This window comes from Rhodovastum atsumiense (assembly GCF_937425535.1).
GTDB lineage: Bacteria > Pseudomonadota > Alphaproteobacteria > Acetobacterales > Acetobacteraceae > Rhodovastum > Rhodovastum atsumiense.
Map to the genome: position 1 here is coordinate 1,269,246 of NZ_OW485601.1, position 24,565 is coordinate 1,293,810.

Here is a 24,565-nt window from a genome sequence, read left to right on the forward strand (position 1 = left end):
CCGTATGCTCGCAACGTTTCGCCGCGGCCTGAGCACCTGGCCGGCACGCCTGTTCTTCTTCTTCCTCGTCGGGATCTTCGTGATCTGGGGCGTGGGGGACATGATCAACACCGTCGGCCGTGACACCGCGGTCGCGACCGTCGCCGGCCGTCGCATCGAAATCACGGAGTTGCAGGACGCCTACCGGCGCCAGCTCGCCCAGGTGCAGCGCATGTTCGGCGGCCGCACCGAGACCACCCCGGAAATCCGCCGCGGCATCGCCGAGCAGACGCTGGCCCGCCTCATCACCCAGGCCGCGCTGACCGACGCCGCCGGGACGCTGGGCCTCGCCGTGCCCGACGAGGCGCTGCGCCAGGCGGTTTTCACCATCCCCGCCTTTCGCGGCAGCGATGGCAAGTTCGACCGTTCGATGTTCGAGCAGGCATTGCGCAACAACAACCTGAGCGAGCCGCGTTTTCTCGCCTTGCTGCGCCTCGACATCCTGCAGCGCCAGTTGCTGGAGGCGGTGCGCGCCGGCGCGGTTTCGCCGGATGTGCTGACCCGCGAGGTGCACGCCTTCCAGCAGGAAAAGCGAACCGCCGACGCGGTCGACCTGCCCTTCGCCGCCGCGCCCGCCCCGGACGCCCCGACCGAGGCCCAGCTCACCCGCTGGTACGAGAACCACAAGGACCAGTATTCCACCCCGGAACTGCGCCACATCAAGGTGGTGGTGCTCTCCCCGGAGACGGTGGCCAAGGACGTGCAGGTTTCCGACGACGACCTGCGCGCCGTCTGGGAACAGGCCCGTGCCGGCTTCGAGGCGCCGGAGAAGCGCAGCGCCGAGATCGCGCTGCTGCCCGACGAGGCCGGCGCCGCGGCGATCGCCGCGCAGTGGCTGGCCGGGGCGGACTGGGCCGCCATCCAGGCCGAGGCCAGCAAGAAGGGTGGCTCGCCGGTCGAACTGACCGATGCGACCCGCGCGGAAATCCCCGCTCCTGAACTGGCCGAGGCCGTGTTCACCGCCACCCCGGACGTGGTCGGGCCGCCGGTGAAGACCGCGCTTGGCTGGTACGCGCTGAAGGTGACGAAGATCACCCCCGCCACGAGCCGCAGCTTCGAGGACGCGCGCGAGGACCTGCGCGCCCGCGTCGCCGCCGACAAGGCCGCCGACCTGATCTACGACCGGGCCAACAAGGTGGACGACCTGCTCTCCGGCGGCGTCACGCTGGAGGCGCTGCCCGCCGATCTCGGCCTCGCCGCCCTGACCGGCACGCTCGACGCCCAGGGCAACACCGCCGAGGGCGTGCCCGTGCCGATCCCCGGCCCCGACGCGCTGCGCGCGGCGATCGTGCAGGCGGCGTTCCAGATGAAGCAGGGCGATCCGGCGCGGCTGACGCAGGCGCCGGACGGCGCCCAGACCTTCTATGCGGTCGAGGTCGACGGCATCACCCCGCCCGCCCCGAAGCCGCTGGCCGAGGTGCAGGACGCCGTGCGCACCGACTGGACCCGCGATACCGTGCGCCGCACCCAGGAAGAAGCGGCGGCGAAGATCCTCGCCGCGGTGAAGGGGGGCCAGTCGCTGGAAGCCGCCGCCCCCGGCCTGACCATCCGCCATCTGCCGCCGGTCGGCCGCGCCAGCCCCGCCGAGGGCGTGCCGACACAACTGGTGATGCCACTGTTCAGCATCAAAGCCGGCGAGCCGACCATGGCCGAGACCCCGGACGGCTTCGTCGTGGCGGTGCTGCGCGAAATCACCAGCCCCGATCCCAAGGACGATCCGATCGGCTACGGCCAGGTGCGCGACGCCCTGGCCCGTTCGATCGGCAATGACATGGAGGCGGTGTTCGCCACCGCCCTGCGTGACCGCGCGGCCCCCCGCGTCAACCGCGCCATGCTCGATTCCGTCGCCCAACCCGAGTGATCCGACGTCCCAACCAGGAGCCTCAATCCATGGATGCCGCGCCCGCCCCCGGTTTCGCCGCCTTCCGGCAGGACTATGAGCGGGGGCACGGCCATCTGGTCTGGCGACGCGCCGTTGCCGACCTGGACACGCCGGTCGCCGCCTTTCTCAAGCTCGCGCATGGCAAGCCCAACACATTCCTGCTGGAAAGCGTGGAAGGCGGCGCCAGCCGCGGGCGCTATTCCATCATCGGGCTCGAGCCCGACCTGATCTGGCGCTGCCGCGGCGGCCGGGCGGAGCTCAACCGCCACGCCCTCTCCGCCCCCTACGCCTTCGCCGTCGATGACCGCCCCGCGCTCGACAGCCTGCGCGCGGTGCTGGCCGAGACGCGGATGGAGGTGCCGGACAACCTGCCGCCGATGTGCGGCGGGCTGATCGGCTATCTCGGCTACGACATGGTCCGGCTGATGGAACGCCTGCCGGAGAAGAACCAGCCGAGCATCGACGTGCCGGAAGCGCTGCTCGCCCGGCCGACGCTGTTCGCCATCTTCGACACCGTCACCGACCTGCTGACCCTCGCCGCGCCGGTCTATCCGCATACGGGCGAGACCGCCGAGGCCGCCTGGGCCGCCGCGCAGGCGCGGCTCGACCAGGCCGAGGCGGCGCTGGCACGGCCGCTGCCGCTCGCCGCCCCGCCGGTCGCCCTGCCGCCGCTGCCCGAGCCCTCCTCCAACTTCACCCGCGACGGCTTCATGGCGGCGGTGGAGAAGGCGAAGGAGTACATCCGTGCAGGTGACGCCTTCCAGATCGTGCCGAGCCAGCGCTTCTCGGTGCCCTTCGCTCTGCCGCCCTTCGCGCTGTATCGCGCGCTGCGGCGGATCAGCCCGGCGCCGTTCCTGTTCTTCCTCGACTTCGGCGGCTTCGCCGTGGTCGGCAGCAGCCCCGAGATCATGGTGCGGCTGCGCGACAACGTCGTCACCATCCGCCCGCTCGCCGGCACGCGCCGGCGCGGCGCCACCCATGCCGAGGACCAGATCCTGGAAAAGGAACTGCTCGCCGACCCGAAGGAGCGCGCCGAGCACCTGATGCTGCTCGACCTCGGCCGCAACGATGTCGGGCGGGTGTCGGAGATCGGCACGGTGCGCGTCACCGAAAGCTTCGCCATCCAGCGCTTCAGCCACGTCATGCACATCATGTCCGACGTGCAGGGCACGCTGCGGGACGGGCTGGACGCGGTCGACGCCCTGGTGGCCGGCTTCCCGGCCGGCACGCTGACCGGCGCGCCGAAGGTGCGGGCGATGGAGATCATCGAGGAGCTGGAACCGACACGGCGCGGCATCTACGCCGGCTGCATCGGCTACTTCGCCGCCAACGGCACCATGGATACCTGCATCGGCCTGCGTACCGCCGTGGTGAAGGACGGGACCATGCACATCCAGGCCGGCGCCGGCATCGTCGCGGATTCCGACCCGGCGGCGGAATACGAGGAGACGCGGCAGAAGGCACAGTCGCTGCTGCGGGCGGCGGAGGAAGCGGTCCGCTTCGCCGCCGGCAAGGGCGGCTGAAGGCAAGGGCTCTGCCCTTGACCCGGCAGGGGCCACAAGGCCCCTGCACCCCATAAGCGCTGCGCGGCACAGCAAGCGTAGGGCGGATAAGCGCAGCGTCATCCGCCATCACCAGGCGCTGCACGGTCGTTGGCTTGCGATGGCGGACTACGTCCGCCCTACATAAGGAATGGGATCCAAGGGCCTCTGGCCCTTGGCGGAGGTCCAGGAGGCGGAGCCTCCTGGCGGGTCCGGGGCAGCGCCCCGGCTATTCCTCCGGCTGCTGGAGCATCACGACATTCCGCCGTGTCGCCAGCGTGGCGCTGACCGGCCACAGCACGAAGCCGCGCGAAGCCAGGGTCGGCAGGTATTTCTCCAGCACGTCGATGGTGGTCTGGCGGGGATGGCCGATGGCGATCGCGTAGCCCTTGCGGCGCGCGACCGCTTCCAGTTCGGCGATCTGGGCGCGGATCGCGTTCGGGTCCGGGCTGTTGTCGAGGAACACGTTGCGCGGGATCGCCGCCACTCCGGCCGCCTCGGCGCGGCGCAGCGCCACGCTGTGCGGGATGGTCAGGCTGTCGACGAACAGCAGGTCGCGCGCCTTCAGTTCGCCCATGACCATGTCCATCAGCGGCACCGAGAGCGAGGCGACGCTGCCCTCGTGCTGGTTCAGCCCGACGGCATTCGGCAGCTTGTCCAGCGCGGTGCGGAGATTGGCGAGGTTGGTTTCCGCCGGCAGCCAGGTGCGCAGGGCGTTCGGCCCCGGATCGGTGCGGCCGAGCGGTTCCATGGGCATGTGCAGCATGGTTTCGTGGCCGTTGGCGGCGCCGATCGCCGCCTGGTCGGTCACGTTGGCCGCGTAGGGCAGCCAGGACAGGGTCAGCGGGGCCGGCAGCCGCACCGCCCGGTCGGACTGCACACGGTTGACGCCCATGTCGTCGATCATGATGGCGATGGTCGGGCGGCCCTCGGCGGGGGTCGCGGGCACGCCCAGGCGCTGCCAGACCGGCAGCTTGCCGGTGGTGGACGGTTGTGGCTGCCCGGCGGCGGGGGACGGCACGGCGATGCCGGCTGGGATGATGGCGGCGCCCGGCCGGACCGGGGCCACTGCAAGCGGGGCTGGCGCGGGGACCGGCGGGGCGGGATCGCCGCCGAGGAAGAAGGGGATCGCCGCCCCCCCAAGGCCGAGGACCAGCACGGCCGACAAGACCTTCACCACCCGGACCGTCCGAGGCGACGCGGCAGGGAGGTGGAATTCCGATTTCGGCATTTCAACGTCCGCTGGGGCTGATCTGCGGATGCCCCGCAAGTTCCGGAAAGTCAATCGAAATTGGCCCGAACGGGGCGGAACCGGCGGCAGGCGGGACGGGCCGCGTCACGGCGGATCCACCGCGCGCGGCGGTGCGGTGCGTGATTTTTCCGCTTCTGCCTCGGCGATACCCGTGCCATCAAGGCACCATGCGGGCCCCACCCGGCCGCGCGGGCCGTCGGACCTTCATGTACCCCCGCCGCGCAGGATGTTGCCATGATCCTGTTGATCGACAACTACGACAGCTTCACCTTCAACCTCGTTCATTTCCTGGGCGATGTGGGCGCCAGCTGTGACGTCCGGCGCAACGATGCCCTCACCGTCGAAGAGGCGCTGGCGCTGGCGCCGGAAGCCATCGTGCTTTCGCCCGGCCCCTGCACCCCCAACGAGGCCGGCATCTGCCTCGATCTGATCGCCGCCGCCGCCGGCCGCATCCCGATCCTCGGCGTCTGCCTCGGCCACCAGTCGATCGGCCAGGTCTTCGGTGGCGAGGTGGTCCGCGCGCCAGTGCCGATGCATGGCAAGCTCTCGCCGGTGCTGCACGATGGCACCGACATCTTTTCGGGCCTGCCAAGCCCGTTCGAGGCGACGCGCTATCACAGCCTGATCGTCAGGCGCGACACCCTCCCCCCGGACCTGGTGGAAACCGCACGCACCGCCGACGGACTGATCATGGGCCTGCGCCATCGCAGCCTGCCGATCTTCGGCGTGCAGTTCCACCCCGAAAGCATCGCCAGCCAGCACGGCCACCGCATTCTCGGCAACTTCCTCGCGATCGCGCGCGGCAGCAACGTGCCGGGATCGGCGCGCGCCGCCTGAGTCCATCGGAGCCCACCTTGTCCATCAACCTCAAAGCCGTCATCGCCCGCCTCGCCGCGGGCGAGACGCTTTCGGCCGATGACGCCGAGGCCACCTTCGGCGTCATCATGTCCGGCGAGGCCACGCCGGCCCAGATCGCCGGCATCCTCATGGCCATGCGGGTGCGCGGGGAAACCGTCCCCGAAATGACCGGCGCCGTGCGGGCCATGCGCGCGCGCATGGTCCGCGTCGAGGCGCCCCCCGGCGCCATCGATGTCTGCGGCACCGGCGGCGACGGCGCCGGCACGCTGAACGTCTCCACCGCCGTGACCTTCGTCCTGGCCGGGCTGGGCGTGCCGGTGGCCAAGCACGGCAACCGGGCGCTGTCCTCGCGCACCGGCGGGGCCGACGTGCTGGGCGCGCTCGGCGTGAACGTGGATGTGCCGGTCGAGCGCCTGCCCGCCATCCTGCGCACCGCCAACTGCGCCTTCCTGTTCGCGCCGCGCCATCACGCGGCGCTGCGCCATGCCGCCGGCCCGCGCGTCGAGCTCGGCACCCGCACGTTGTTCAACCTGCTCGGGCCGATGGCCAATCCGGCCGGGGTCACGCGCCAGCTCACCGGCGTGTTCGATCCGGGCTGGGCCCGTCCGATGGTCGAGGCGCTGGCCTCCCTCGGCACCGAGGCGTGCTGGCTGGTGCATGGCCAGGGCCTCGACGAGCTGACCATCGCCGGCGAGAACCGGGTGGTGGAACTGAAGGACGGCGCCATTCGCAGCTTCACCGTGCTGCCCGAGGATGCCGGCCTCGAACGCGCCCCGATCAGCGCCATCCAGGGAGGGGATGCCACGGTGAACGCCGCGGCGCTCGGCGCGTTGTTGCGGGGCGCCCCCGGGGCTTACCGCGACACGGTGCTGCTGAATGCCGCGGCCGCGCTGATCGTGGCCGGACGGGTCGGCGACCTGCGGGAAGGCGCCTCCCTCGCCGCCTCCGCCCTTGATAGCGGCGCCGCCCTGGAAGCGCTCGAAACCCTGCGACGGGAGACGGCATGACTGCCCCCGATACCGAAACCGACGCGCTCGGCCGAATCTGCGCCGAAACCCGCGCGGAAGTGGCGCGCCGCAAGGCGCTGACCAACCTGGAGACGATGCGCGGCCGCGCCACCGCCGTGCGCCCGCCGCGCGGCTTCGGCAGCGCTCTGATGCAGACCGCCGCCGCCGGCCGCTACAGCCTGATCGCCGAGATCAAGAAGGCCTCCCCCTCCGGCGGCCTGATCCGCCCGGAATTCGACCCGCCGGAGCTCGCGCGGGCCTACCAGGAAGGCGGGGCCACCTGCCTCTCGGTGCTGACCGATGGCCCGTTCTTCCAGGGCAGCAAGGACGACCTGATCGCCGCCCGCGCCGCGGTGCGGCTGCCGGTGCTGCGCAAGGACTTCATCCTCGACCCCTGGCAGGTCTACGAGAGCCGGGCCATCGGCGCCGACTGCATCCTGCTGATCCTGGCGGCACTGACCGACGAGCAGGCGGTGGAACTGGAAGGCATCGCCCGCGACCTCGACATGGACGTGCTGGCCGAGGTGCATGACCGCCGCGAGCTGGACCGCGCGCTCGGGCTGCAGACCAAGCTGATCGGCATCAACAACCGCAACCTCAAGACCCTCAAGACCGACCTCGAGACCACGATCGAGCTGGTGCCGCACGTGCCACCCGACCGCTTCGTGATCGCCGAGAGCGGCCTGCGCGAGCATGACGACCTGCGGCGCCTGTGCGACATGGGAGTGGGAGGATTCCTGGTGGGCGAGCACCTGATGCGCCAGGACGACCTCACCGCCGCCACCCGCAAGCTGCTGGGGCTGACGGCGTGAGCGAGCAGTTCACCCATTTCGACGAGGCCGGCCGCGCCATCATGGTGGACGTGGGCGGCAAGGCGGAAACCGAACGCGAGGCCACCGCGCGGGTGCGCGTGGTGATGCGCCCGGAGACGCTGGCCATGATCCGCGGTGGCACTGCCAGCAAGGGCGATGTGCTCGGCACGGCACGGCTCGCCGGCATCATGGGGGCCAAACGCACCGCCGACCTGATCCCGCTCTGCCATCCCCTGCCGATCACCTCGGTGCGGGTCGAGCTGACCCCGGAGGGCGAGGACAGCGTGGAGATCTCGGCGACGGTGAAGACCACCGGCCGCACCGGCGTCGAGATGGAGGCGCTGACCGCGGCGAGCGTGACGGCACTGACCGTCTATGACATGTGCAAGGCGGTCGATCGCGGCATGCGCATCGAAGGCCTGCGCGTGGTCGCCAAGTCCGGCGGCAAATCGGGTACGTTCCGACAGGACTGATCCGCATGACGATGCTCTCGGTCGCCGAGGCCCGCGCCCGCATCCTGGCGCCGCTGCGCGCCACCCCCGCCGAGGTGGTGCCGCTCGCCGAAGGCTGGCAGCGCGTCACCGCCGCCCCCGTCCTCGCCCGCCTGACGCAGCCGCCGCGCGCGCTCTCGGCCATGGACGGCTATGCGCTGCGGGCCGCCGACGGAACCCAGGGCACGACGCTGCGGGTGGTCGGCCGTGCCCCCGCCGGCCATCCCTGGGACGGGCGGGTCGGGCCCGGCGAGGCGGTGCGGCTGTTCACCGGCAGCGTGATCCCCGAAGGCGCCGACGCCATCCTGCTGCAGGAAGACGCCACCGCCGAGGGCGACACCGTCACGCTGCGCGAGGCGGTGCAGGCGGGACGCTGGATCCGCCAGGCCGGGCAGGATTTCGCCACGGACCAGGTGCTGGTGCCGGCCGGCCGGCGGCTCGGCGCGCGCGACATCGGCCTGCTTGCTGCCGGGAACCATCCCTGGCTGCAGGTGCATCGCCGCCCGCGCGTGGCCATCCTGGCGACCGGCGACGAGATCGCGCTGCCCGGCGACCCGATCCCGCCCGGCGGCATCGTTTCTTCCAACGCCCATGCCCTCGCCGCCCTGGTGCGCGCCGCCGGGGGCGAGCCGGTGGTGTTGCCGATCGCCCCGGACGACCGGGCGACGCTGGCGGCGGCGGCGGATGCGGCACGGGGGATGGACCTGCTGGTCACCAGCGGCGGCGCCAGTGTCGGCGACCATGACCTGGTGCGCTCCGCCCTGGGCGAACGCGGGCTCGAGATCGATTTCTGGACGGTGGCGATCCGTCCGGGCAAGCCGCTGATCCATGGCCGGCTGGGCGAGGTGCCGATGATCGGCCTGCCCGGCAACCCCGTCTCCGCCATGGTCTGCGGCATCGTGTTCCTGCTGCCCGCGGTGCAGCGCCTGGCCGGGCTGGAGGGCGCGCCCCTGCCGGTCACCCAGGCGGTGCTGGGCGCGGCGCTGCCGGCCAATGACCGGCGCTTCGACCACCTGCGCGCCACCCTGGCGACGGAGCCCGACGGCACGCTGGTCGTGACCGCCTTCCCGGCCCAGGATTCGTCGATGCTGCGCCTGCTGGCCCAGGCCGATGCCCTGATCCTGCGCGAACCGCAGGCCCCCGCTTTGCCCGCCGGGGCCACCGTCCAGGTGATCCGCCTCGACACGCTGGGCCTGTGAGACGCCGGGTTTGTGAGCGAGGCGCGACGATCGGAAAGCTCGTCATGAAAAGGTTGCGATCTCGGGCTTGACGGAACGAGGGGAACTTATCTAGAACATCGCCCCAGTTGCTGATTTGTTCCACTCCCCGACCGGTGGAACAGACGCCAGGGGAGTTCCGTCATGTTGACTCGCAAGCAGCACGAACTGCTGATCTTCATCGATCGCCACCTCAAGACGACCGGCTTTTCACCTAGCTTCGAGGAAATGAAGGAAGCGTTGCAGCTCAAGTCGAAATCCGGCATCCACCGGCTGATTTCGGCGCTTGAGGAGCGTGGCTTCCTGCGCCGCCGCCACCACCGGGCCCGGGCCCTGGAGGTGGTGCGCCTGCCGGAAGCGCTGACGCCGCGGACGATGGTGTCGCTGGAAGCGCCGCGCACCGATCCCGGATTCGCCCCGAACGTCATCCGCGGCGACTTCACCCAGCGCCTTGTTGGCGTGCGGGCGGCCAGCGAGGCGGGCGCGGTGGCCCTGCCGGTGCTCGGCCGCATCGCCGCGGGCTCGCCCATCGAGGCCCTGCGCGACGACGGCCCGCAGATCGAGGTGCCGATGGCGCTGCTCGGCAGCGGCGAACATTTCGCCCTCGACGTGTCGGGGGATTCGATGGTCGAGGCCGGCATCCTCGATGGCGACACCGTCATCATCCGCCGCGGCGACATCGCCGAGACCGGGCAGATCGTGGTGGCGCTGATCGACGACCAGGAAGTGACGCTCAAGCGACTGCGCCGGCGCGGCAACTCGATCGCGCTCGAGCCGGCGAATGCCGCCTACGAGACGCGGATCTTCCCGTCCGACCGGGTGAAGCTGCAGGGGCGCCTGGTGGCGCTGTTCCGGCGCTACTGACCGGCACGGCCGGGCCACCGTCACCGCGCCGGTGGCCAAAAACCCGGCCGTGGCAACACTTTACCACCCTGGTCCTTATTGACGTTGCCCCCCGCCGGCCCTTCATCAGCAGGGCCTTTCCGAAGTCCCTGGCCGGCGGAGCAACATGGAACATCAGACCCCACTCATCGCGACCATCGTCACCGCCCTTGTCGGGGCTGCCGCACTTGGCGTGATCGCGCAGCGGCTGCGGGTGTCGCCGATCGTGGGCTACCTGCTGGCCGGGCTTGCCATCGGCCCGTTCACCCCGGGCTACGTCGCCGATCTCGGCCTCGCCAACGAACTGTCCGAACTCGGCATCATTCTGCTGATGTTCGGCGTCGGGCTGCATTTCTCGCTCAAGGACCTGATTTCGGTGGGCGCCATCGCCGTGCCCGGCGCGGTTGTGCAGATCGCCTGCGCAACGGTGCTGGGCATGGGGCTGTCGGCCTGGCTGGGCTGGTCGCTCGCCGCGGGCTTCATCTTCGGCCTCGCGCTCTCGGTCGCCAGCACCGTGGTGCTGCTGCGCGCGCTGCAGGAGTACCGCATCCTCGACACCGGGCGCGGCCGCATCGCCGTCGGCTGGCTGATCGTCGAGGATATCGCCATGGTGCTGGCGCTGGTGCTGCTGCCGACCCTGCCCGGCCTGCTCGCGGGCGAGGCGCCGCGCACCACCGGGCTGGCCGCCTGGATCGCCGGGGCCCTGGGCTCCGGCACCGCCGGCGTGGTGCTGATCACCCTGGGCAAGGTGGTGCTGTTCGCGGCGCTGATGCTGGTGGTCGGGCGCCGGCTGATCCCCGCTTTGCTGCACATGATCGCCCATACCGGCTCGCGCGAGCTGTTCCGGCTCGGCGTGCTGGCGATCGCGCTCGGCATCGCCTTCGGCGCGGCGGCGCTGTTCGGGGTCTCCTTCGCGCTCGGGGCCTTCTTCGCCGGCATGGTGCTGAGCGAGTCCGAGCTCAGCCATCGCGCCGCCCAGGAATCGTTGCCGCTGCGCGACGCCTTCGCGGTGCTGTTCTTCGTCTCGGTCGGCATGCTGTTCGACCCGGCCATCCTGCTCAACCAGCCGGTCCCGCTGCTGGTCACCCTCGGCATCATCGTGCTGGGCAAGTCGCTCGCGGCGTACGCCATCGTCCGCTTGTTCGGCCATCCGCACGGCACCGCCCTGACCATCTCGGCGAGCCTCGCGCAGATCGGCGAGTTCTCGTTCATCCTGGCCGGGCTCGGCGTCGGGATCGGATTGCTGCCGCCGGAAGGGCGCGACCTGATCCTGGCCGCGGCCATTCTCTCGATCCTGATCAACCCGCTGGCCTTCGCCCTGGCCGAACGCCGCCGCGTGCCGGAAGCCCCGCGCCTGCCCGAGGCGCGGACCCAGGCCGAGCCGCGACGCCCGGCCACGGCGCCGGCCAGTGCCCTGCCCCCGACGCCGCCCACCGCACCGGAGATCGCCCCGGTCGGCCTGCGCGACCATGCGGCGGTGATCGGCTACGGGCGCGTCGGCCGCCTGGTCTGCGAAGCCTTCGCCAGGGCCGGAGTCGACGTGGTGGTGGTGGAATCCGAACCGGACGGGGCCGAGGCCGCACGCGCCGCCGGCCTGCGGGTGATCGTGGGCAATGCCGCCGATGCGCGGGTGCTGCAGGCGCTCGACCTCCCCACCGCCCGCGTACTTTGCGTTACCATCCCCGAAGCCTTCGAAGCCGGCCAGGCGGCCGAGCAGGCCCGCGCCATCCGCGCCGACCTGCTCATCCTCGCCCGCGCCCATTCGGATGCCGAGGTCGAGCACCTGACCTCCCATGGCGCCACCCACGCCATCATGGGTGAGCGGGAGATCGCCCGCGGCATGATCACCGCCGTGCTCCACCGCGGCGCGGTCACTCCTCTGGCAGTTCCTCCGGCAGCGCCGGCACCAGTCCCGGCGGCAGCCGCGATCGCGTCGTAGGCCGCGGCATCCAGATCCGCTCGCCCCGGTACTGCCGGTCCGAGAGCACGCGCGCGCCGCCCGGATCGAGCCAGATGGCGTGGGCGCCCTCGCGCCAGACGGAGAAGCGGTCCACCACCGGGACACGGCAGCCGAGCCGCACCGGTTCGAGCGAGACCACCACGGCGGCGGCGCAGACCGTCGCCGGCGGTTCGCCACGCACCAGCACGGCTGCGGGCCCGTCCGGCCGGGCCCGCAGCCAGCAGGGGGCCAGCCCGCAGCCGAGCGGCCCGGCCAGCCGCGCCTGCCACAGCCCCTGCCATGCCTCCTGGGTGATGCGCGGGCCATTCCACGGCTGCACGAACATGCCGTCCTCGGCACGCAGCCCGATCATCCGCCCGTCGGCCGAAAGCAGCAGGTCCGGCGGGCGCTCGAAGGCCGGGGAGGCAAGGCCGAGCGCCACCGCCAGCCCCCCCGCCAGCCAGATCCGCGTCCGCCACAGCCCCATCCAGACCAGGCCGAAGGCAAACAGCGCGAGCCCCCAGGACGGCATGTGCGGCACGCGGATGGTGGCCCCCGGCCAGGCGGCCACGGCGCGCCCCACCCACAGCACCGCCTCCAGCCCCCAGCCCATCGGCACCAGCGCCAGTGCCTCGGCGCCGAAGGGCATCAGGAACAGGCCGGCCACCCCCAGCGGCATCACCACCATCTCGGTCAGCGGCACCGCGATCAGGTTCGCCGCCACCTGGTACACCTGCGCCTGTCCGAAATGGTAGGCGGCGAACGGTGCCGAGGCCGATCCCGCCAGCATCGAACTGGCCATCAGCCCGACGACATAGGCCAGGGCGCGGCGGCCCCGGCTGCCTTCGCCGCGCAGCCGCAGGAAGGCCGGCCGCAGCTTCTCGAAGCCCGCGATCAGCGCCAGCACCGCGGCGAAGCTCATCTGGAAGGAAGGCCCCATGACCTGGCTGGGCACGGCGAGCACCAGCAGCGCCATGGCGAAGCCGAGCCCCCGCAACGTGAGCGCGCGGCGCCCGACCAGCAGGCCCAGCGTGACCAGGGCCGCCATGGCAAGGCAGCGCAGCACCGGCACCTGCACGCCGCTCAGCACGGTGTAGAAACCGGCCCCCGCGAGCGCGGCCAGCGCCGCCACCTGCTTGATCGGCCAGTGCAGCGCCACCCATTCCGACAGCGCCAGGCCAAGCCGCGCCACACCGAAGAAAATCGCCACCACGGTGGCGATGTGCAGGCCCGAGATCGACAGGAGATGGAACAGCCCGGAATCACGGAAGGCGAGGCGATCCGCCTCGGTGATACCGCTCATGCTGCCGGTCAGCATGGCAACCGCGATCGGACCGGGGCTGCCGGGCAAGGCGGCCATCAGGCGGGCGTTGATCGCCTCGCGCAAGGCTTCGATGCGGCCCGACACACCGGTGGCGCCCGGGCGGGAGAGCCGCACCATCGGCCCAAGGGCGTTGCCAAAGGCACCGAGGCCACTGAAAAAAGCGTCACGCTGCAGGTCCCAGCCCCCGGGATAGGCGGGAGCGGCCGGGCGCAGGAGCAGCGCCCGTACGCGCAGGCGGTCCCCCGCCTCGACCGGCCCGGTATCATCGGCGCGCAAACGCAGACGGACGGTTCGTGGGAACGCCACACCATCGAGGGTCACCCCCTCCAGGGTCACCCGCCGGCCCTGCGGCAGCGGCTCGACCGCCTGGACGGTGCCTTCGGCCATGCTGGCACGGGTCGGCACGTCGGCGAGCGGCACGGCCCGCCAGGTGGCGAACTGCGCGGCGCCGAAGCCGAGGGCAGCGGCCAGGGCCGCGGCCCCCGCTGCGCGCGCATCCAGCGACCGCCGCCCGCCCCACAGCAGCGCGCCGCCACCGGCCAGCAGCGCCGGGGCGAGCCAGCGTGGCGGCTCGGCCCGCAGGCTGAAGAACGTCACCGCCCCCGCGAGCATCAGCACCGGCAGCCACAGGGCGAACCGCCCGGACTCGGCCTCCGCCCAGGACGCGAGGCGCTGCCGCGCCGCGCCAAGCGCCTCATGCCAGGCCCGCGCGGTTGCGATGGCGACTCGTTGCATGGCCGATACGCTACGCCGGCCCTGCTCTTCCCGTCATGCATCCCCATGCTAGAAGCGCCGCCTCAGCCGTGGATGCCGTCATGACCGTCCGTACCCGCTTCGCCCCCTCGCCCACCGGCCTGCTGCACATCGGTGGTGCCCGCACCGCGCTGTTCAACTATCTGTACGCACGTCACCATGGCGGCACCTTCCTGCTGCGCATCGAGGACACCGACCGCGAGCGCAGCACGCAGCAGGCGGTCGACGTGATCCTCGAAGGTCTGGCCTGGCTCGGCCTGGAGGCCGACGAGCCGCCGGTGTTCCAGTCCACCCGGCAGGCGCGCCACGCCGAGGTCGCGCAGGAATTGCTGGCGAAGGGCCGGGCCTATCGCTGCTATCTCACCGCCGCCGAGCTGGAAGCCATGCGCGAGCAGGCCAAGGCCGAGGGCCGCGGCCGCATCGTCAGCCCCTGGCGTGACCGCGACCCCGCCGAGGCCCCGCCGGGCGCCCCCTTCGCCATCCGCCTGCGCGCGCCCCGCGAAGGCGAGACCGTGGTGCACGACCTGGTGCAGGGCGAGGTGCGGGTCGCCAATGCCGAGCTCGATGACATGATCATCCTGCGCAGCGACGGCACGCCGACCTACCAGCACGCGGTGGTGGTGGACGACCATGACATGGGCATCACCCATGTCATCCGCGGCGACGACCACCTGACCAACACCTTCCGCCAGGCGCAGATCTATGACGCGATGGGCTGGGAGCGGCCGCGCTTCGGCCATGTACCGCTGATCCACGGCGCCGATGGCGCCAAGCTGTCGAAGCGGCACGGCGCGCAGTCGGTCACCGAATTCCGCGAGATGGGCTACCTGCCGGAAGCGCTGTGCAACTACCTGCTGCGGCTCGGCTGGGGGCATGGCGACGTGGAGATCGTCTCCCGCGAGGACGCCATCCGGCTGTTCGACATCGACGGCGTCGGCCGCGCGGCGAGCCGGATGGACTATGCCAAGCTGCAGCATGTGAACGGGGTCTGGATCCGCGCCGCGGCGGATGAGCGGCTGACCGCCGAGGTGCTGCGGCTGCTCGCCCGGCGCACCGACCTCGCGCTGGGCACCGATGCCGCGCACCGGGTTGCCGCCCTGATGCCGCATCTGAAGGAACGGGCGCGCACGTTGGTCGAGCTGGCCGATGCCGCCGCCTTCCTCGCCCGCCCCTTGCCGCTGCCGCTGGAGCCGAAGGCGGCCGCCCTGCTCTCGGCCGAGAACCGCCTGATGCTGCGCGAGGTCGGCGCCGCCCTCGCCGACACCGATTTCTCAACCGCCGCGATCGACGCGGCGCTGCGCGCCTATGCCGAGCGCAGCGGGCGCAAGCTCGGCGCGGTGGCGCAGCCGCTGCGCGCGGCACTGACCGGCAGCACCGTCAGCCCGGGGATCGACGCGGTGCTGACCGCCCTCGGCCGCGAGGAAGCGCTGGCGCGGATCGCCGCCGCCGCGGCCTGATCCCTCGCTTTTTCATCGCCGCCTGATCGCCCGACACGTCTACCGACGTGTCGGGCGATGTCGTTTTTAACAAAAACGCATTGCGCCGGTAGAAAACACGACGCATTCGCCTCAACCTGTATTTCAGTTCAAATTCTTATTTAAATTCCAAAATAAAACTTTAAGCAAAACTCTCGCATTTTCTTGATCACCTTACCGGTTCTTGGAGGTGATTAACGGTTCATATTTTGGGATCAATCTGCCAGCATTTGTCTGTCGAGCATTTCTATCTTTAGGAGATACCACGATGCCCGTACAGCCCCGCACCGGCGGCCAGACCGCACTCACCACGGCGATGGCCCACACCACGGCACAAACACGCCCGGATGGCACGCTGGTGGTGTCCAGTGGCACCGTGACCTTCCGCAACACCACGCTGTCCGGCACCACGGTGCAGCTCGTCGGCACGGAGACGGCGCCGCCCACGCTCGCTATCTCCGGCGTGACCCTGGCGCGCAACACCAGCGTCGGCGCCACCAACTACAGCTACGTGCCGACCCAGTACGTGTTCGCCGGCACCCTCCGGGCGAGCGGGCAGAACACCAATCTCGGCACCATCCGCGCCGACAGCACGGATTTCCAGCGCGCTGGCCAGTTGCGCATCGACATTGCCGCGGCTGGCGGGCAGTTCACCAATCGCGGCACCATCACCAGCGGCCGGATGGGCGACATCACCGTCCACGCCGCCGCTACGGGCGCGCGGCTGGCCAATAACGGGGTCATCGATGTCGGCGGCCATGCGACCATCGACGCCTCCGTCATCGGCACCGGCACCATCCGCTTCCAGCAGGCCACCCCGCTGCACGGCTTCGTCGCCACCCCCAACCTGACCACGACGGGCGCGGTCGGCAGCGGGCAGACCATCCGCTTCCTCGGCGGCGACGACCTGCGGATCGGCAACCTGCGGGACTTCCACGGCCTGATCAGCGGCTTCTCCGCCACCTCGGTGTTCCACGCGCAGGATCACATCGACCTGCTCGGCCACAACATCACCGCGGCCCGCTTCGCCAACGGCGTGCTGACCCTGACCGAGAACGGCGCCACCGCCGGGCGGCTGCGCTTCGCCGGCAGCTACGCCGCCGACGCCTTCCAACTGACGCACAGCCAACTGAGCACCGGCACCAGCCTGGTCGACGCCACCACGATTACCCTGCGCGCATAAGCGCACCAGGCGGGGCGCTGCGCCCTGCCGCCCCGGCATGGCGGGCCATCCCCGTCATTCCCCGCATCCGCAGGCGCTGGCATCCACGCAAACTCGCCTGTAACGTCCGGCGCCGAACGTCGCCGGGATTCCTGCCTTGCTTCCCCCCATCCCCCACCTGCTGCAAATCGAGGGCCTGCATCCGCCCCAGATCGGCGCCATGCTGGATCTCGCCGAGAGCTACGTGCTGCTCAACCGCTCCGGCAAGACCCAGCGGGACCTGCTGCGTGGCCGCACCCTGATCAACCTGTTCTTCGAGGATTCGACGCGCACGCGCACGAGCTTCGAACTGGCCGGGAAGCGACTCGGCGCCGACGTGATCAACATGTCGGTCTCGACCAGCAGCGTGAACAAGGGCGAGACGCTGCTGGACACCGCCGCCACGCTGAACGCCATGCATTGCGACCTGCTGGTGGTGCGCCACGACCAGTCCGGCGCGCCGGCGCTGCTGGCGCAGAAGGTGGACGCCGCGGTCATCAATGCCGGCGACGGCACGCACGAGCACCCGACCCAGGCGCTGCTGGACGCGCTGACCATCCGCCGGCGCAAGGGGCGGCTGGAAAGCCTGACCGTCGCCATCTGCGGCGACGTGCTGCACAGCCGGGTGGCGCGGTCGAACATCCACCTGCTCACCACCATGGGCAGCCGGGTACGGCTGATCGGCCCGCCGACGCTGCTGCCGGCCGAGGTCGAGCGACTCGGCGTGACCGTCTTCCACGACATGAAGGCGGGGCTGGATGGCGCCGACATCGTCATGATGCTGCGCCTGCAGCGCGAGCGCATGGCGCGCGGCCTGGTGCCGAGCGCGCGCGAGTATTTCCGCTTCTGGGGCATCGACGCCGCCAAGCTCGCCTGGGCCAAGCCGGACGCGCTGGTCATGCATCCCGGCCCGATGAACCGGGGCGTGGAAATCGACAGCGAGGTCGCCGACGACCCGCACCGCAGCGTCATCAAGGAACAGGTGGAAATGGGGGTCGCCGTCCGCATGGCGGTGCTGGACACCCTCTCCCGCCGGGCGGCACGCAATGACTGACACGCTCATCACCGGCGTCCGCCTGCTCGATCCCGCTGCCGGGCTCGACCAGGCCGGCGAATTGCTGATCCGCGACGGGCTGATCGCCGATCTCGGCACCGGGCTCGGCCGGCCCGACGGCGTCACCGTGATCGAGGGCGACGGGGCGGTGCTCTGCCCCGGCCTGGTCGACATGCGCGCCGCCCTCGGCGAGCCGGGCTTCGAATACCGCGAGACCATCGCCTCGGCCGCCGAGGCGGCGGCGGCGGGCGGCATCACCACGCTCGCGGCCCTGCCCGACACCCAGCCGGCGATCGACGACCCGGCGCTGGTCCATCTGCTGCTGGCCCGCGGCGCCGCCACCGGCAGCCTGACCATCCTGCCCTACGGGGCCGTGACCAAGGGCTGTCGCGGCGAGGAAATGGCCGAGCTCGGCCTGCTGCACGAGGCCGGGGCGATCGCCTTCACCGACGGCGCCCGCGCCATCGGCGGCGCCCGGCAGATGGCGCTGGCGCTGACCTACGCGCGCGGCTTCGGCGCGATGATCGTGCAGCACCCGGAAGAGCCCTCGCTCGCCGCCGGCGGCGCCGCCACGCGCGGGGAACTGGCGACCCGGCTCGGCCTGCCGGCGATCCCGGCCGAGGCCGAGGCGATCATGGTGGCGCGCGACATCCGGCTTGCGCGCATGACCGGGGGCGCGGTGCATTTCGCCCATGTCTCGACCGCCGAGGCGCTGGCGCTGATCCGCCGGGCCAAGGACGAGGGGCTGCGCGTCACCTGCGATACCGCCCCGCCCTATTTCGACCTGAACGAAGGGGCGATCGGCAATTTCCGCAGCTATGCCAAGCTCTCGCCGCCGCTGCGGGCGGAGGCCGACCGGCGGGCAGTGGTGGCGGCGTTGGCCGATGGCACCATCGACGCGATCGCCTCCGACCACCAGCCGCGCGACGCCGACGACAAGCGCCTGCCCTTCGCCCAGGCCTCCGCCGGCGGCGCGGGGCTGGTGACGCTGCTGGCGGTGACGCTGGCCCAGGTGCATGGCGGGGCGCTGGGGCTCGCCGAGGCGGTCGCGCTGCTCACCGTCGGGCCGGCGCGCCTGCTCGGGGTCGGCGCCGGCACGCTGGCCAAGGGCGCGGCGGCGGATCTCTGCCTGTTCCATCCCGAGCATGTCTGGCGGGTCCAGGCCGGCGCCCTGCCCGGCAAGGCGCAGAACACGCCCTTCGACAACCGCGCGCTGGAAGGGCAGGTGATCGGAACCTGGAAAGCGGGACGCCGCGTGTTCGGAGCCACCGCGTGACCCCCAGTCCGGACCATACGGCGAGCCATGGCCCCGGCACCGCCGTGGTGCTGGCCCGCCGCATCGCCCTGTTCGCGCTGGTGGCCGTGGCGCTGTCGCCGTTCTACTTCGTGATCTTCCGCCTGATGGCGTTCGGCACCGTCCCCCGCGACGACTATGCGCCGTTCCTGCTGGCGCTGCTGGGCGAGCCGGGCGGCGCCATGCCGGAATCCCCCTATGGCTACCGCCTGCTCTCCGTGCTGGTGGCGGCGCCGTTCTATTACCTGTTGCCCAGCCTGCCGCTGACCAACCTGCCCCCCGACCTGCCGCTGCCGAGCCTGCGGGCGACCGAGGCCCTGGCCTTCGTTTCCTACCTGGCAATGATCCTGGCCGGATTCGTCGCCTTCGCCACGGCGCGCACGCGCGAGGGATTGCCGCCGGCGACGGCGGCGCTGGCCGGCCTGCTGCTGTTCGTCCTGTGCTGGTACAGCCAGTTCTTCGCGCTCGACCCGCTGGCCATCCTGGTCATCGCCCTGCTGCTGTGGCTGCTGCCACGTCCGGGCTGGTTCGCGGCGGTGATGTTGCTGGCCCCTCTGACCAATGAAAAAATCATCATCGTATTCGCTGTTTGGTTGAGCCTGCGTTGCATCGTCTCCGCCAGCGAACGACAGCGCCTGGGCCGGGCCTGGCTGGCAACGCTGCTGGCAGGCGGCCTCTATCTGGCCATGGTCATGCTGGTGCATCTGCCAGGCAACGAGTATCAGCTTGATACGGCAGGATATTTCGCCACGATACGGACCAATCTCGCTGCCTGGGCCAGCGGGCGCGGCCTGGTGCTCAATGTGCTGCCGCTGCTGGTGCTGGCCGGGCTGGCGCTGCTCGGCCATCGCTTCCCGGGAGCCCCAGGCCACCGACGCCGCATCGTGGCCGCGGACCTGATGGTCATCCCGGCCCTGGTCGTGGTCGCGTTGGTGCTGACCCAGTTCTTCCAGGTCGGCCGGATCGTCATGCATGCCGCCCCTCTCTTCGTCGGCCCGGCCGCAACCGTGATCGCCGCCCGCCTGGGCTCGGCCCGCGAGCCGGAAGCCGGCGCGGCCTTCGGCCTGGCCCGATCATCAGGAACGGCTCCGCTATGATCATGCTCCTTCCCGTCGCGGCCCTGGGTTACCTGCTGGGGTCCATCCCGTTCGGCCTGGTGCTGACCAGCACAGCCGGGCTTGGCGACATCCGTGCCATCGGCTCGGGCAATATCGGCGCCACCAACGTGCTGCGTACCGGCCGCAAGGGCCTGGCCGCGGCGACGCTGGCGCTGGATGCCTTCAAAGGCGCCGTGGCCGTGCTGGCCGGGGGCGCGCTCGCCGGCGAGGCGGGGATCCTGGTCGCGGGGCTGGCCGCCGTGCTCGGGCACCTGTTCCCGGTCTGGCTGAAGTTCAAGGGCGGCAAGGGGGTCGCCACCGGCGCGGGCGTGCTGCTGGCCGCGGCGCCGGTAGCGGGGCTCGGGGCCGTGCTGGTCTGGGCCGGCACCGCCTTCGCCACCCGCATCTCCTCGGCCGGCGCGCTCGCCGCCTGCGCCGCCGCCCCGGTGATCGGCCTGCTCGCCGGCGACCCCTGGCCGGTCGAACTGCTGGTGCTCGCCAGTTCCGGCCTGATCATCGCCCGCCACCACGCCAATATCCGCCGCCTGCTCGCCGGCACCGAGCCGCGGATCGGCCAGGGCAAGTAGGCCCCTGGCATGAACGAAGACCTCGACCGTCTTCGTCTCGCGCGGACCGAAGGCGTTGGCCCCATCCTCTATCGCCGGCTGCTGCGCCGCTTCGGCAGCGCGGCAGCGGCGCTCGAGGCCGTGCCGGGGCTCGCCCGCAACGGCGGGCGCCCCACCCCGCCCACCGTGCCCAGCCGCGCCGAGGCCGAGCGTGAGTTCGACCTGGCCGCCCGCGCCCGCGCCACCCTGATCTTCCTCGGCAGCCCCGCCTATCCGCCGCTGCTGGCCCTGCTGGAGGACGCCCCGCCGGTGATCGCCGTGCAGGGCCATCCGACCGCCCTGACCGGCCGTGGGATCGCCATCGTCGGCAGCCGCAACGCCTCGGCGAACGGCCAGCGCATCGCCGAGACCATGGCCGAGGAGATGGCCCGGGAGGGGCTGGTGGTGGTCTCCGGCCTCGCCCGTGGCATCGACGCCGCCGCGCATGCGGGGGCGCTGCGTGGCGGGCGGACGGTGGCCTGCGTCGCCGGGGGCATCGACGTCCCCTACCCGCCCGAGCATGCCGGGCTGCAGGCCCGCATCGCCGCCGGCGGCGCCGTGGTCAGCGAGGCTCCCCCCGGCACCGCCCCGCTGGGGCGGCTGTTCATCCGCCGCAACCGCGTCATCGCCGGCCTGGCCCTCGGGGTCGTGGTGGTGGAGGCCGCGCAGCGCTCCGGCGCCCTGGTGACGGCGCGCCGCGGGCTGGAGGCCGGGCGGGAGGTGTTCGCCGTGCCGGGCTCGCCGCTCGACCCGCGCTGCCGTGGCGCCAACGGCCTGATCCGCCAGGGGGCCCGGCTGGTGGAGACCGCGTCCGACGTGCTTGCCGATCTGCCCTGCGCACCGGGCGAGGGACTCGGCCTGCTGCCAGGATTTTCCTGCCCGGACAGGTTGCGCGAACCCCCGCCCGAACCCGTTGCCACGCCCCCCGGCGACTCCGCCGAGGTCGCCCTTGCCAGGGCGCAACTGGCTGATCTGCTGGGCCCTTCGCCGACATCGGTTGACGAGCTGATCCGCCGCTCCCACTTTTCGCCGGCTGCCGTGCTCGGGGCCCTGCTGGAACTGGAAGTCGCCGGCCGGTTGCAGACCTTCCCGGGGAACATGGTTGCATTGCTCGCCGAACCCGGTCATTAGGCGCGGCCCGAACGTCGCCGACCCAAAGATCAGGACAGCATGACGGACGTCGTCGTCGTCGAATCGCCTGCGAAGGCGAAGACCATCAACAAGTACCTCGGCAGCAAATACACCGTGCTGGCGAGCCTGGGGCATGTACGCGACCTTCCCCCCAAGGACGGCAGCGTGCGTCCCGATCAGGACTTCGCCATGGACTGGGAGGCCGATGATCGCGGCGCCCGGCAGGTCGCGGCCATCGCCAAGGCACTCAAGGGCGCCAGCACGCTCTATCTCGCCACCGACCCGGATCGCGAGGGCGAGGCCATCTCCTGGCACGTGCGGGCGATGCTGGACGAGAAGCGCGCCCTGAACGGCGTGGCGGTCCGCCGCATCACCTTCAACGAGATCACGCGCAACGCCATCCGCCACGCGATCGAGCACCCGCGCGACCTCGACCTGCCGCTGATCGAGGCCTATCTGGCCCGCCGCGCGCTGGACTACCTGGTCGGCTTCACCCTCTCGCCGGTGCTCTGGCGCAAGCTGCCGGGCAGCCGCAGCGCCGGACGGGTGCAGTCGGTGGCGCTGCGCCTGATCTGCGAGCGCGAAGCCGAGATCGAGTCGTTCCGCCCGCGCGAGTACTGGACCGTCGAGGCGGTGTTCACCACCCCCGAGGGCGCCAGCTTCACCGCCCGGCTGACCCATCTGGACGGGCGCAAGCTCGAGCAGTTCGACCTGCCCAACGAGGCCGCCGGGCTGCGCGCCAAGGCGGCGGTCGAGGCCGGCAGCTTCTCGGTCGCCACGATCGAGCGGAAGCGGGTCAAGCGCAACCCGCCCCCGCCCTTCACCACCTCGACCCTGCAGCAGGAAGCCTCGCGCAAGCTGGGCTTTGGCGCGCAGCAGACGATGCGGCTCGCCCAGCAACTGTACGAGGGCGTCGACATCGAGGGCGATACCGTCGGCCTGATCACGTATATGCGAACCGACGGCGTGCAGATGGCCCGCGAGGCGATGCTGAGCATCCGCGAGCATGTGCAGGCCGAGTACGGCCCCACCTACGTGCCGGCCGCCCCGCGCGAATACACCAGCCGCGCCAAGAACGCCCAGGAAGCCCACGAGGCGATCCGCCCGACCGAGATCGGCCGCGTGCCGCAGAGCGTGGCCGCCTACCTCAACGCCGAGCAGTTCCGCCTGTATGAGCTGATCTGGAAGCGCGCCGTCGCCAGCCAGATGCAGTCCGCCGAGTTCGACCAGGTCAGCGTCGATGCCGCCGATGCGAAGCCGAACGGCCCGCGCCTGCGCGCCACCGGCTCGATCATGGCCTTCGACGGCTTCCTCAAGCTCTACCGCGAGGACCAGGACGACGCCCCGGGCGAGGCGGGCGCCGACGAGGAAGGCCGCATGCTGCCGCCGATGGCCGAGCGCGACCGGCTCGGCCACGACAAAGCCAGCGCCGAGCAGCACTTCACCCAGCCGCCGCCGCGCTATTCGGAAGCGAGCCTGGTCAAGAAGCTGGAGGAGCTGGGCATCGGCCGGCCCTCGACCTATGCCTCGATCCTGTCGGTGCTGCAGGACCGCAAATATGTCCGGCTGGACCGCAAGCGCTTCATCCCCGAGGACCGCGGGCGACTGGTCACGGCCTTCCTGACCAGCTTCTTCGAGCGCTACGTCGATACCGGCTTCACCGCCGGGCTGGAGGAGCAGCTCGACGAAATCTCCGACGGCAAGGCCGACTGGCGTGCCATCATGCGCGCCTTCTGGGAGGAATTCTCCCGCGCGGTGGAGCAGACCCGGGACCTGAAGATCAGCGACGTGATCTCGGCGCTGGACCGCGACCTGGGGCCGCATTTCTTCCCCGCGCGCGAGGACGGCACCGACCCGCGCACCTGCCCGGCCTGCAACGAGGGGCGGCTCGGGCTCAAGCTGGGCCGGCATGGCAGCTTCATCGGCTGCTCGAACTACCCGAACTGCCAGTACACGCGGCGGCTCGCCATCGACAGCGGCGAGGACGCGGGCGACACGCTGAAGGAAGGCATGCGGGTGCTCGGGCCGCATCCCGACACCGGCGAGGAAATCACCGTCCGCCGCGGCCCCTACGGCGTCTACGTGCAGCAGGGCGAGCAGGTCGAGGGCAGCAAGGTCAAGCCCCGGCGCACCAGCCTGCCGCGCGGGGTGGACGGCGACAGCATCACCCTGGAACAGGCGGTGGCGCTGCTGTCGCTGCCGCGCATCGTCGGCATCCATCCGGAGACGAACGAGCCGATCGAGGCGGGCCTCGGGCGGTTCGGGCCCTACGTGAAGATGGGCGGGGTGTTCGCCTCGCTCGACCGCGACGACGACGTGCTGGCAGTCGGGCTGAACCGGGCGGTCGACCTGCTGGCACGCAAGCTGGCGAGCGTGCGCACGCTCGGCCCGCACCCGTCCGACCGCGAGCCGGTGCTGGTGCGCAAGGGACGGTTCGGGCCGTACGCGCAGCACGGCAACAAGGTAGCGACGCTGCCGCGCGACGTCGCGATGGACGACGTCACCCTGGAACAGGCGGTGGCACTGCTGGCCGAGAAGGGCAAGCTGCTGAAGCCGCGCGGCGCCAAGGCACGCAAGGCGGCGCCGAAGAAAGAGGCCGCCGCGCCGGAGGCGCCGAAGAAGGCCGCGCCGAAGAAAGCGGCGGCACCGAAGAAAGCCGCGGCGAAGCCGAAGGCGGCGGCGCGAAAGGCTGGATGAGGGATTTTTTAAGG

Annotated in this window: 19 protein-coding genes; 17 read left to right on the forward strand and 2 right to left on the reverse strand. The window is 71.4% G+C overall.

The genetic code is table 11. The annotated features are described in order from the left end of the window. Window positions 1–4 precede the first annotated feature (4 nt). Together NBY65_RS05605 and trpE are read left to right on the forward strand one after the other, a co-directional pair. Window positions 5–1,900, forward strand: a complete 1,896-nt coding sequence (locus tag NBY65_RS05605; RefSeq protein WP_150038442.1) for a peptidylprolyl isomerase — start codon at window positions 5–7, stop codon at window positions 1,898–1,900. A gap of 29 nt (window positions 1,901–1,929) precedes the next feature. Next, window positions 1,930–3,444 (forward strand): anthranilate synthase component I, encoded by a 1,515-nt coding sequence (trpE, locus tag NBY65_RS05610; RefSeq protein ID WP_150038440.1) that lies wholly within the window; start codon window positions 1,930–1,932, stop codon window positions 3,442–3,444. A 247-nt stretch (window positions 3,445–3,691) separates the two neighbouring features. Here trpE and NBY65_RS05615 read toward each other — a convergent pair whose 3' ends face one another. After that, window positions 3,692–4,642, reverse strand: coding sequence for a divergent polysaccharide deacetylase family protein (locus NBY65_RS05615; RefSeq protein WP_162530349.1), 951 nt, complete (start codon window positions 4,640–4,642; stop codon window positions 3,692–3,694). 306 nt (window positions 4,643–4,948) lie between these two features. Here NBY65_RS05615 and NBY65_RS05620 point away from each other — a divergent pair, with 306 nt between their 5' ends. From NBY65_RS05620 to ybaL, 7 genes are all read left to right on the forward strand, one after another. Then, window positions 4,949–5,551, forward strand: a complete 603-nt coding sequence (locus NBY65_RS05620; protein WP_150038436.1) for an anthranilate synthase component II — start codon at window positions 4,949–4,951, stop codon at window positions 5,549–5,551. Window positions 5,552–5,574: 23 nt separating this feature from the next. Beyond that, complete coding sequence (gene trpD, locus NBY65_RS05625) at window positions 5,575–6,579, forward strand: anthranilate phosphoribosyltransferase (RefSeq protein WP_456311797.1); 1,005 nt, start codon at window positions 5,575–5,577, stop codon at window positions 6,577–6,579. Continuing rightward, complete coding sequence (trpC, locus tag NBY65_RS05630) at window positions 6,576–7,391, forward strand: indole-3-glycerol phosphate synthase TrpC (protein WP_150038432.1); 816 nt, start codon at window positions 6,576–6,578, stop codon at window positions 7,389–7,391. The genes trpD and trpC overlap by 4 nt, the downstream gene beginning before the upstream one ends. Beyond that, window positions 7,388–7,864 carry a cyclic pyranopterin monophosphate synthase MoaC gene (gene moaC, locus NBY65_RS05635; protein WP_150038430.1) on the forward strand — a complete coding sequence of 159 codons (477 nt, stop codon included), beginning with the start codon at window positions 7,388–7,390 and terminating at the stop codon, window positions 7,862–7,864. Before trpC ends, moaC begins: the two co-directional genes overlap by 4 nt. 11 nt (window positions 7,865–7,875) lie before the next feature. Beyond that, window positions 7,876–9,081, forward strand: coding sequence for a molybdopterin molybdotransferase MoeA (locus NBY65_RS05640; RefSeq protein ID WP_150038657.1), 1,206 nt, complete (start codon window positions 7,876–7,878; stop codon window positions 9,079–9,081). Between the two features lie 162 nt (window positions 9,082–9,243). Beyond that, on the forward strand, window positions 9,244–9,963 hold the full coding sequence (gene lexA, locus NBY65_RS05645; protein ID WP_150038428.1) for a transcriptional repressor LexA: 720 nt from the start codon (window positions 9,244–9,246) through the stop codon (window positions 9,961–9,963). A gap of 145 nt (window positions 9,964–10,108) precedes the next feature. Further along, window positions 10,109–11,920 carry a YbaL family putative K(+) efflux transporter gene (gene ybaL / locus NBY65_RS05650; RefSeq protein ID WP_150038426.1) on the forward strand — a complete coding sequence of 604 codons (1,812 nt, stop codon included), beginning with the start codon at window positions 10,109–10,111 and terminating at the stop codon, window positions 11,918–11,920. Here the strand turns inward: ybaL and NBY65_RS05655 are convergent. Beyond that, complete coding sequence (locus tag NBY65_RS05655; RefSeq protein WP_150038424.1) at window positions 11,853–13,979, reverse strand: ComEC/Rec2 family competence protein; 2,127 nt, start codon at window positions 13,977–13,979, stop codon at window positions 11,853–11,855. The two genes, ybaL and NBY65_RS05655, sit on opposite strands and share 68 nt — an antisense overlap. A gap of 80 nt (window positions 13,980–14,059) precedes the next feature. On the opposite strand from NBY65_RS05655, the gene gltX reads away from it, so the two are divergent. The 8 genes from gltX to topA all read left to right on the forward strand — a co-directional run bounded on the left by gltX (window position 14,060) and on the right by topA (window position 24,551). Then, window positions 14,060–15,454 (forward strand): glutamate--tRNA ligase, encoded by a 1,395-nt coding sequence (gene gltX / locus NBY65_RS05660; RefSeq protein ID WP_150038422.1) that lies wholly within the window; start codon window positions 14,060–14,062, stop codon window positions 15,452–15,454. A gap of 286 nt (window positions 15,455–15,740) precedes the next feature. Next, window positions 15,741–16,655, forward strand: a complete 915-nt coding sequence (locus NBY65_RS05665; protein WP_150038420.1) for a hypothetical protein — start codon at window positions 15,741–15,743, stop codon at window positions 16,653–16,655. Window positions 16,656–16,791: 136 nt separating this feature from the next. Continuing rightward, entirely contained in the window at window positions 16,792–17,727 is a 936-nt protein-coding gene (locus tag NBY65_RS05670) for an aspartate carbamoyltransferase catalytic subunit (protein WP_150038418.1), read from the forward strand. After that, entirely contained in the window at window positions 17,720–19,003 is a 1,284-nt protein-coding gene (locus tag NBY65_RS05675; RefSeq protein ID WP_150038416.1) for a dihydroorotase, read from the forward strand. The genes NBY65_RS05670 and NBY65_RS05675 overlap by 8 nt, the downstream gene beginning before the upstream one ends. After that, window positions 19,000–20,118 (forward strand): hypothetical protein, encoded by a 1,119-nt coding sequence (locus NBY65_RS05680; protein WP_150038414.1) that lies wholly within the window; start codon window positions 19,000–19,002, stop codon window positions 20,116–20,118. Before NBY65_RS05675 ends, NBY65_RS05680 begins: the two co-directional genes overlap by 4 nt. A gap of 2 nt (window positions 20,119–20,120) precedes the next feature. Beyond that, the gene (gene plsY / locus NBY65_RS05685; protein ID WP_150038655.1) at window positions 20,121–20,705 is read left to right on the forward strand and encodes a glycerol-3-phosphate 1-O-acyltransferase PlsY; all 585 of its coding nucleotides are present in this window, start codon (window positions 20,121–20,123) and stop codon (window positions 20,703–20,705) included. A gap of 9 nt (window positions 20,706–20,714) precedes the next feature. Further along, entirely contained in the window at window positions 20,715–21,854 is a 1,140-nt protein-coding gene (gene dprA / locus NBY65_RS05690) for a DNA-processing protein DprA (RefSeq protein ID WP_150038412.1), read from the forward strand. A gap of 39 nt (window positions 21,855–21,893) precedes the next feature. Continuing rightward, on the forward strand, window positions 21,894–24,551 hold the full coding sequence (gene topA / locus NBY65_RS05695) for a type I DNA topoisomerase (protein WP_150038410.1): 2,658 nt from the start codon (window positions 21,894–21,896) through the stop codon (window positions 24,549–24,551). Window positions 24,552–24,565: the final 14 nt, after the last annotated feature.

What these genes read in the sequence shown, in the direction of transcription:
- trpC (WP_150038432.1), top strand. Translation starts at nt 6,576, where the DNA reads ATGACTGCCCCCGATACCGAAACCGACGCGCTCGGCCGAATCTGCGCC.
- NBY65_RS05640 (WP_150038657.1), top strand. Translation starts at nt 7,876, where the DNA reads ATGCTCTCGGTCGCCGAGGCCCGCGCCCGCATCCTGGCGCCGCTGCGC.
- trpE (WP_150038440.1), top strand. Translation starts at nt 1,930, where the DNA reads ATGGATGCCGCGCCCGCCCCCGGTTTCGCCGCCTTCCGGCAGGACTAT.
- NBY65_RS05665 (WP_150038420.1), top strand. Translation starts at nt 15,741, where the DNA reads ATGCCCGTACAGCCCCGCACCGGCGGCCAGACCGCACTCACCACGGCG.
- ybaL (WP_150038426.1), top strand. Translation starts at nt 10,109, where the DNA reads ATGGAACATCAGACCCCACTCATCGCGACCATCGTCACCGCCCTTGTC.
- gltX (WP_150038422.1), top strand. Translation starts at nt 14,060, where the DNA reads ATGACCGTCCGTACCCGCTTCGCCCCCTCGCCCACCGGCCTGCTGCAC.
- NBY65_RS05675 (WP_150038416.1), top strand. Translation starts at nt 17,720, where the DNA reads ATGACTGACACGCTCATCACCGGCGTCCGCCTGCTCGATCCCGCTGCC.
- NBY65_RS05605 (WP_150038442.1), top strand. Translation starts at nt 5, where the DNA reads ATGCTCGCAACGTTTCGCCGCGGCCTGAGCACCTGGCCGGCACGCCTG.
- lexA (WP_150038428.1), top strand. Translation starts at nt 9,244, where the DNA reads ATGTTGACTCGCAAGCAGCACGAACTGCTGATCTTCATCGATCGCCAC.
- NBY65_RS05655 (WP_150038424.1), bottom strand. Translation starts at nt 13,979, where the DNA reads ATGCAACGAGTCGCCATCGCAACCGCGCGGGCCTGGCATGAGGCGCTT.
- plsY (WP_150038655.1), top strand. Translation starts at nt 20,121, where the DNA reads ATGCTCCTTCCCGTCGCGGCCCTGGGTTACCTGCTGGGGTCCATCCCG.
- dprA (WP_150038412.1), top strand. Translation starts at nt 20,715, where the DNA reads ATGAACGAAGACCTCGACCGTCTTCGTCTCGCGCGGACCGAAGGCGTT.
- NBY65_RS05620 (WP_150038436.1), top strand. Translation starts at nt 4,949, where the DNA reads ATGATCCTGTTGATCGACAACTACGACAGCTTCACCTTCAACCTCGTT.
- topA (WP_150038410.1), top strand. Translation starts at nt 21,894, where the DNA reads ATGACGGACGTCGTCGTCGTCGAATCGCCTGCGAAGGCGAAGACCATC.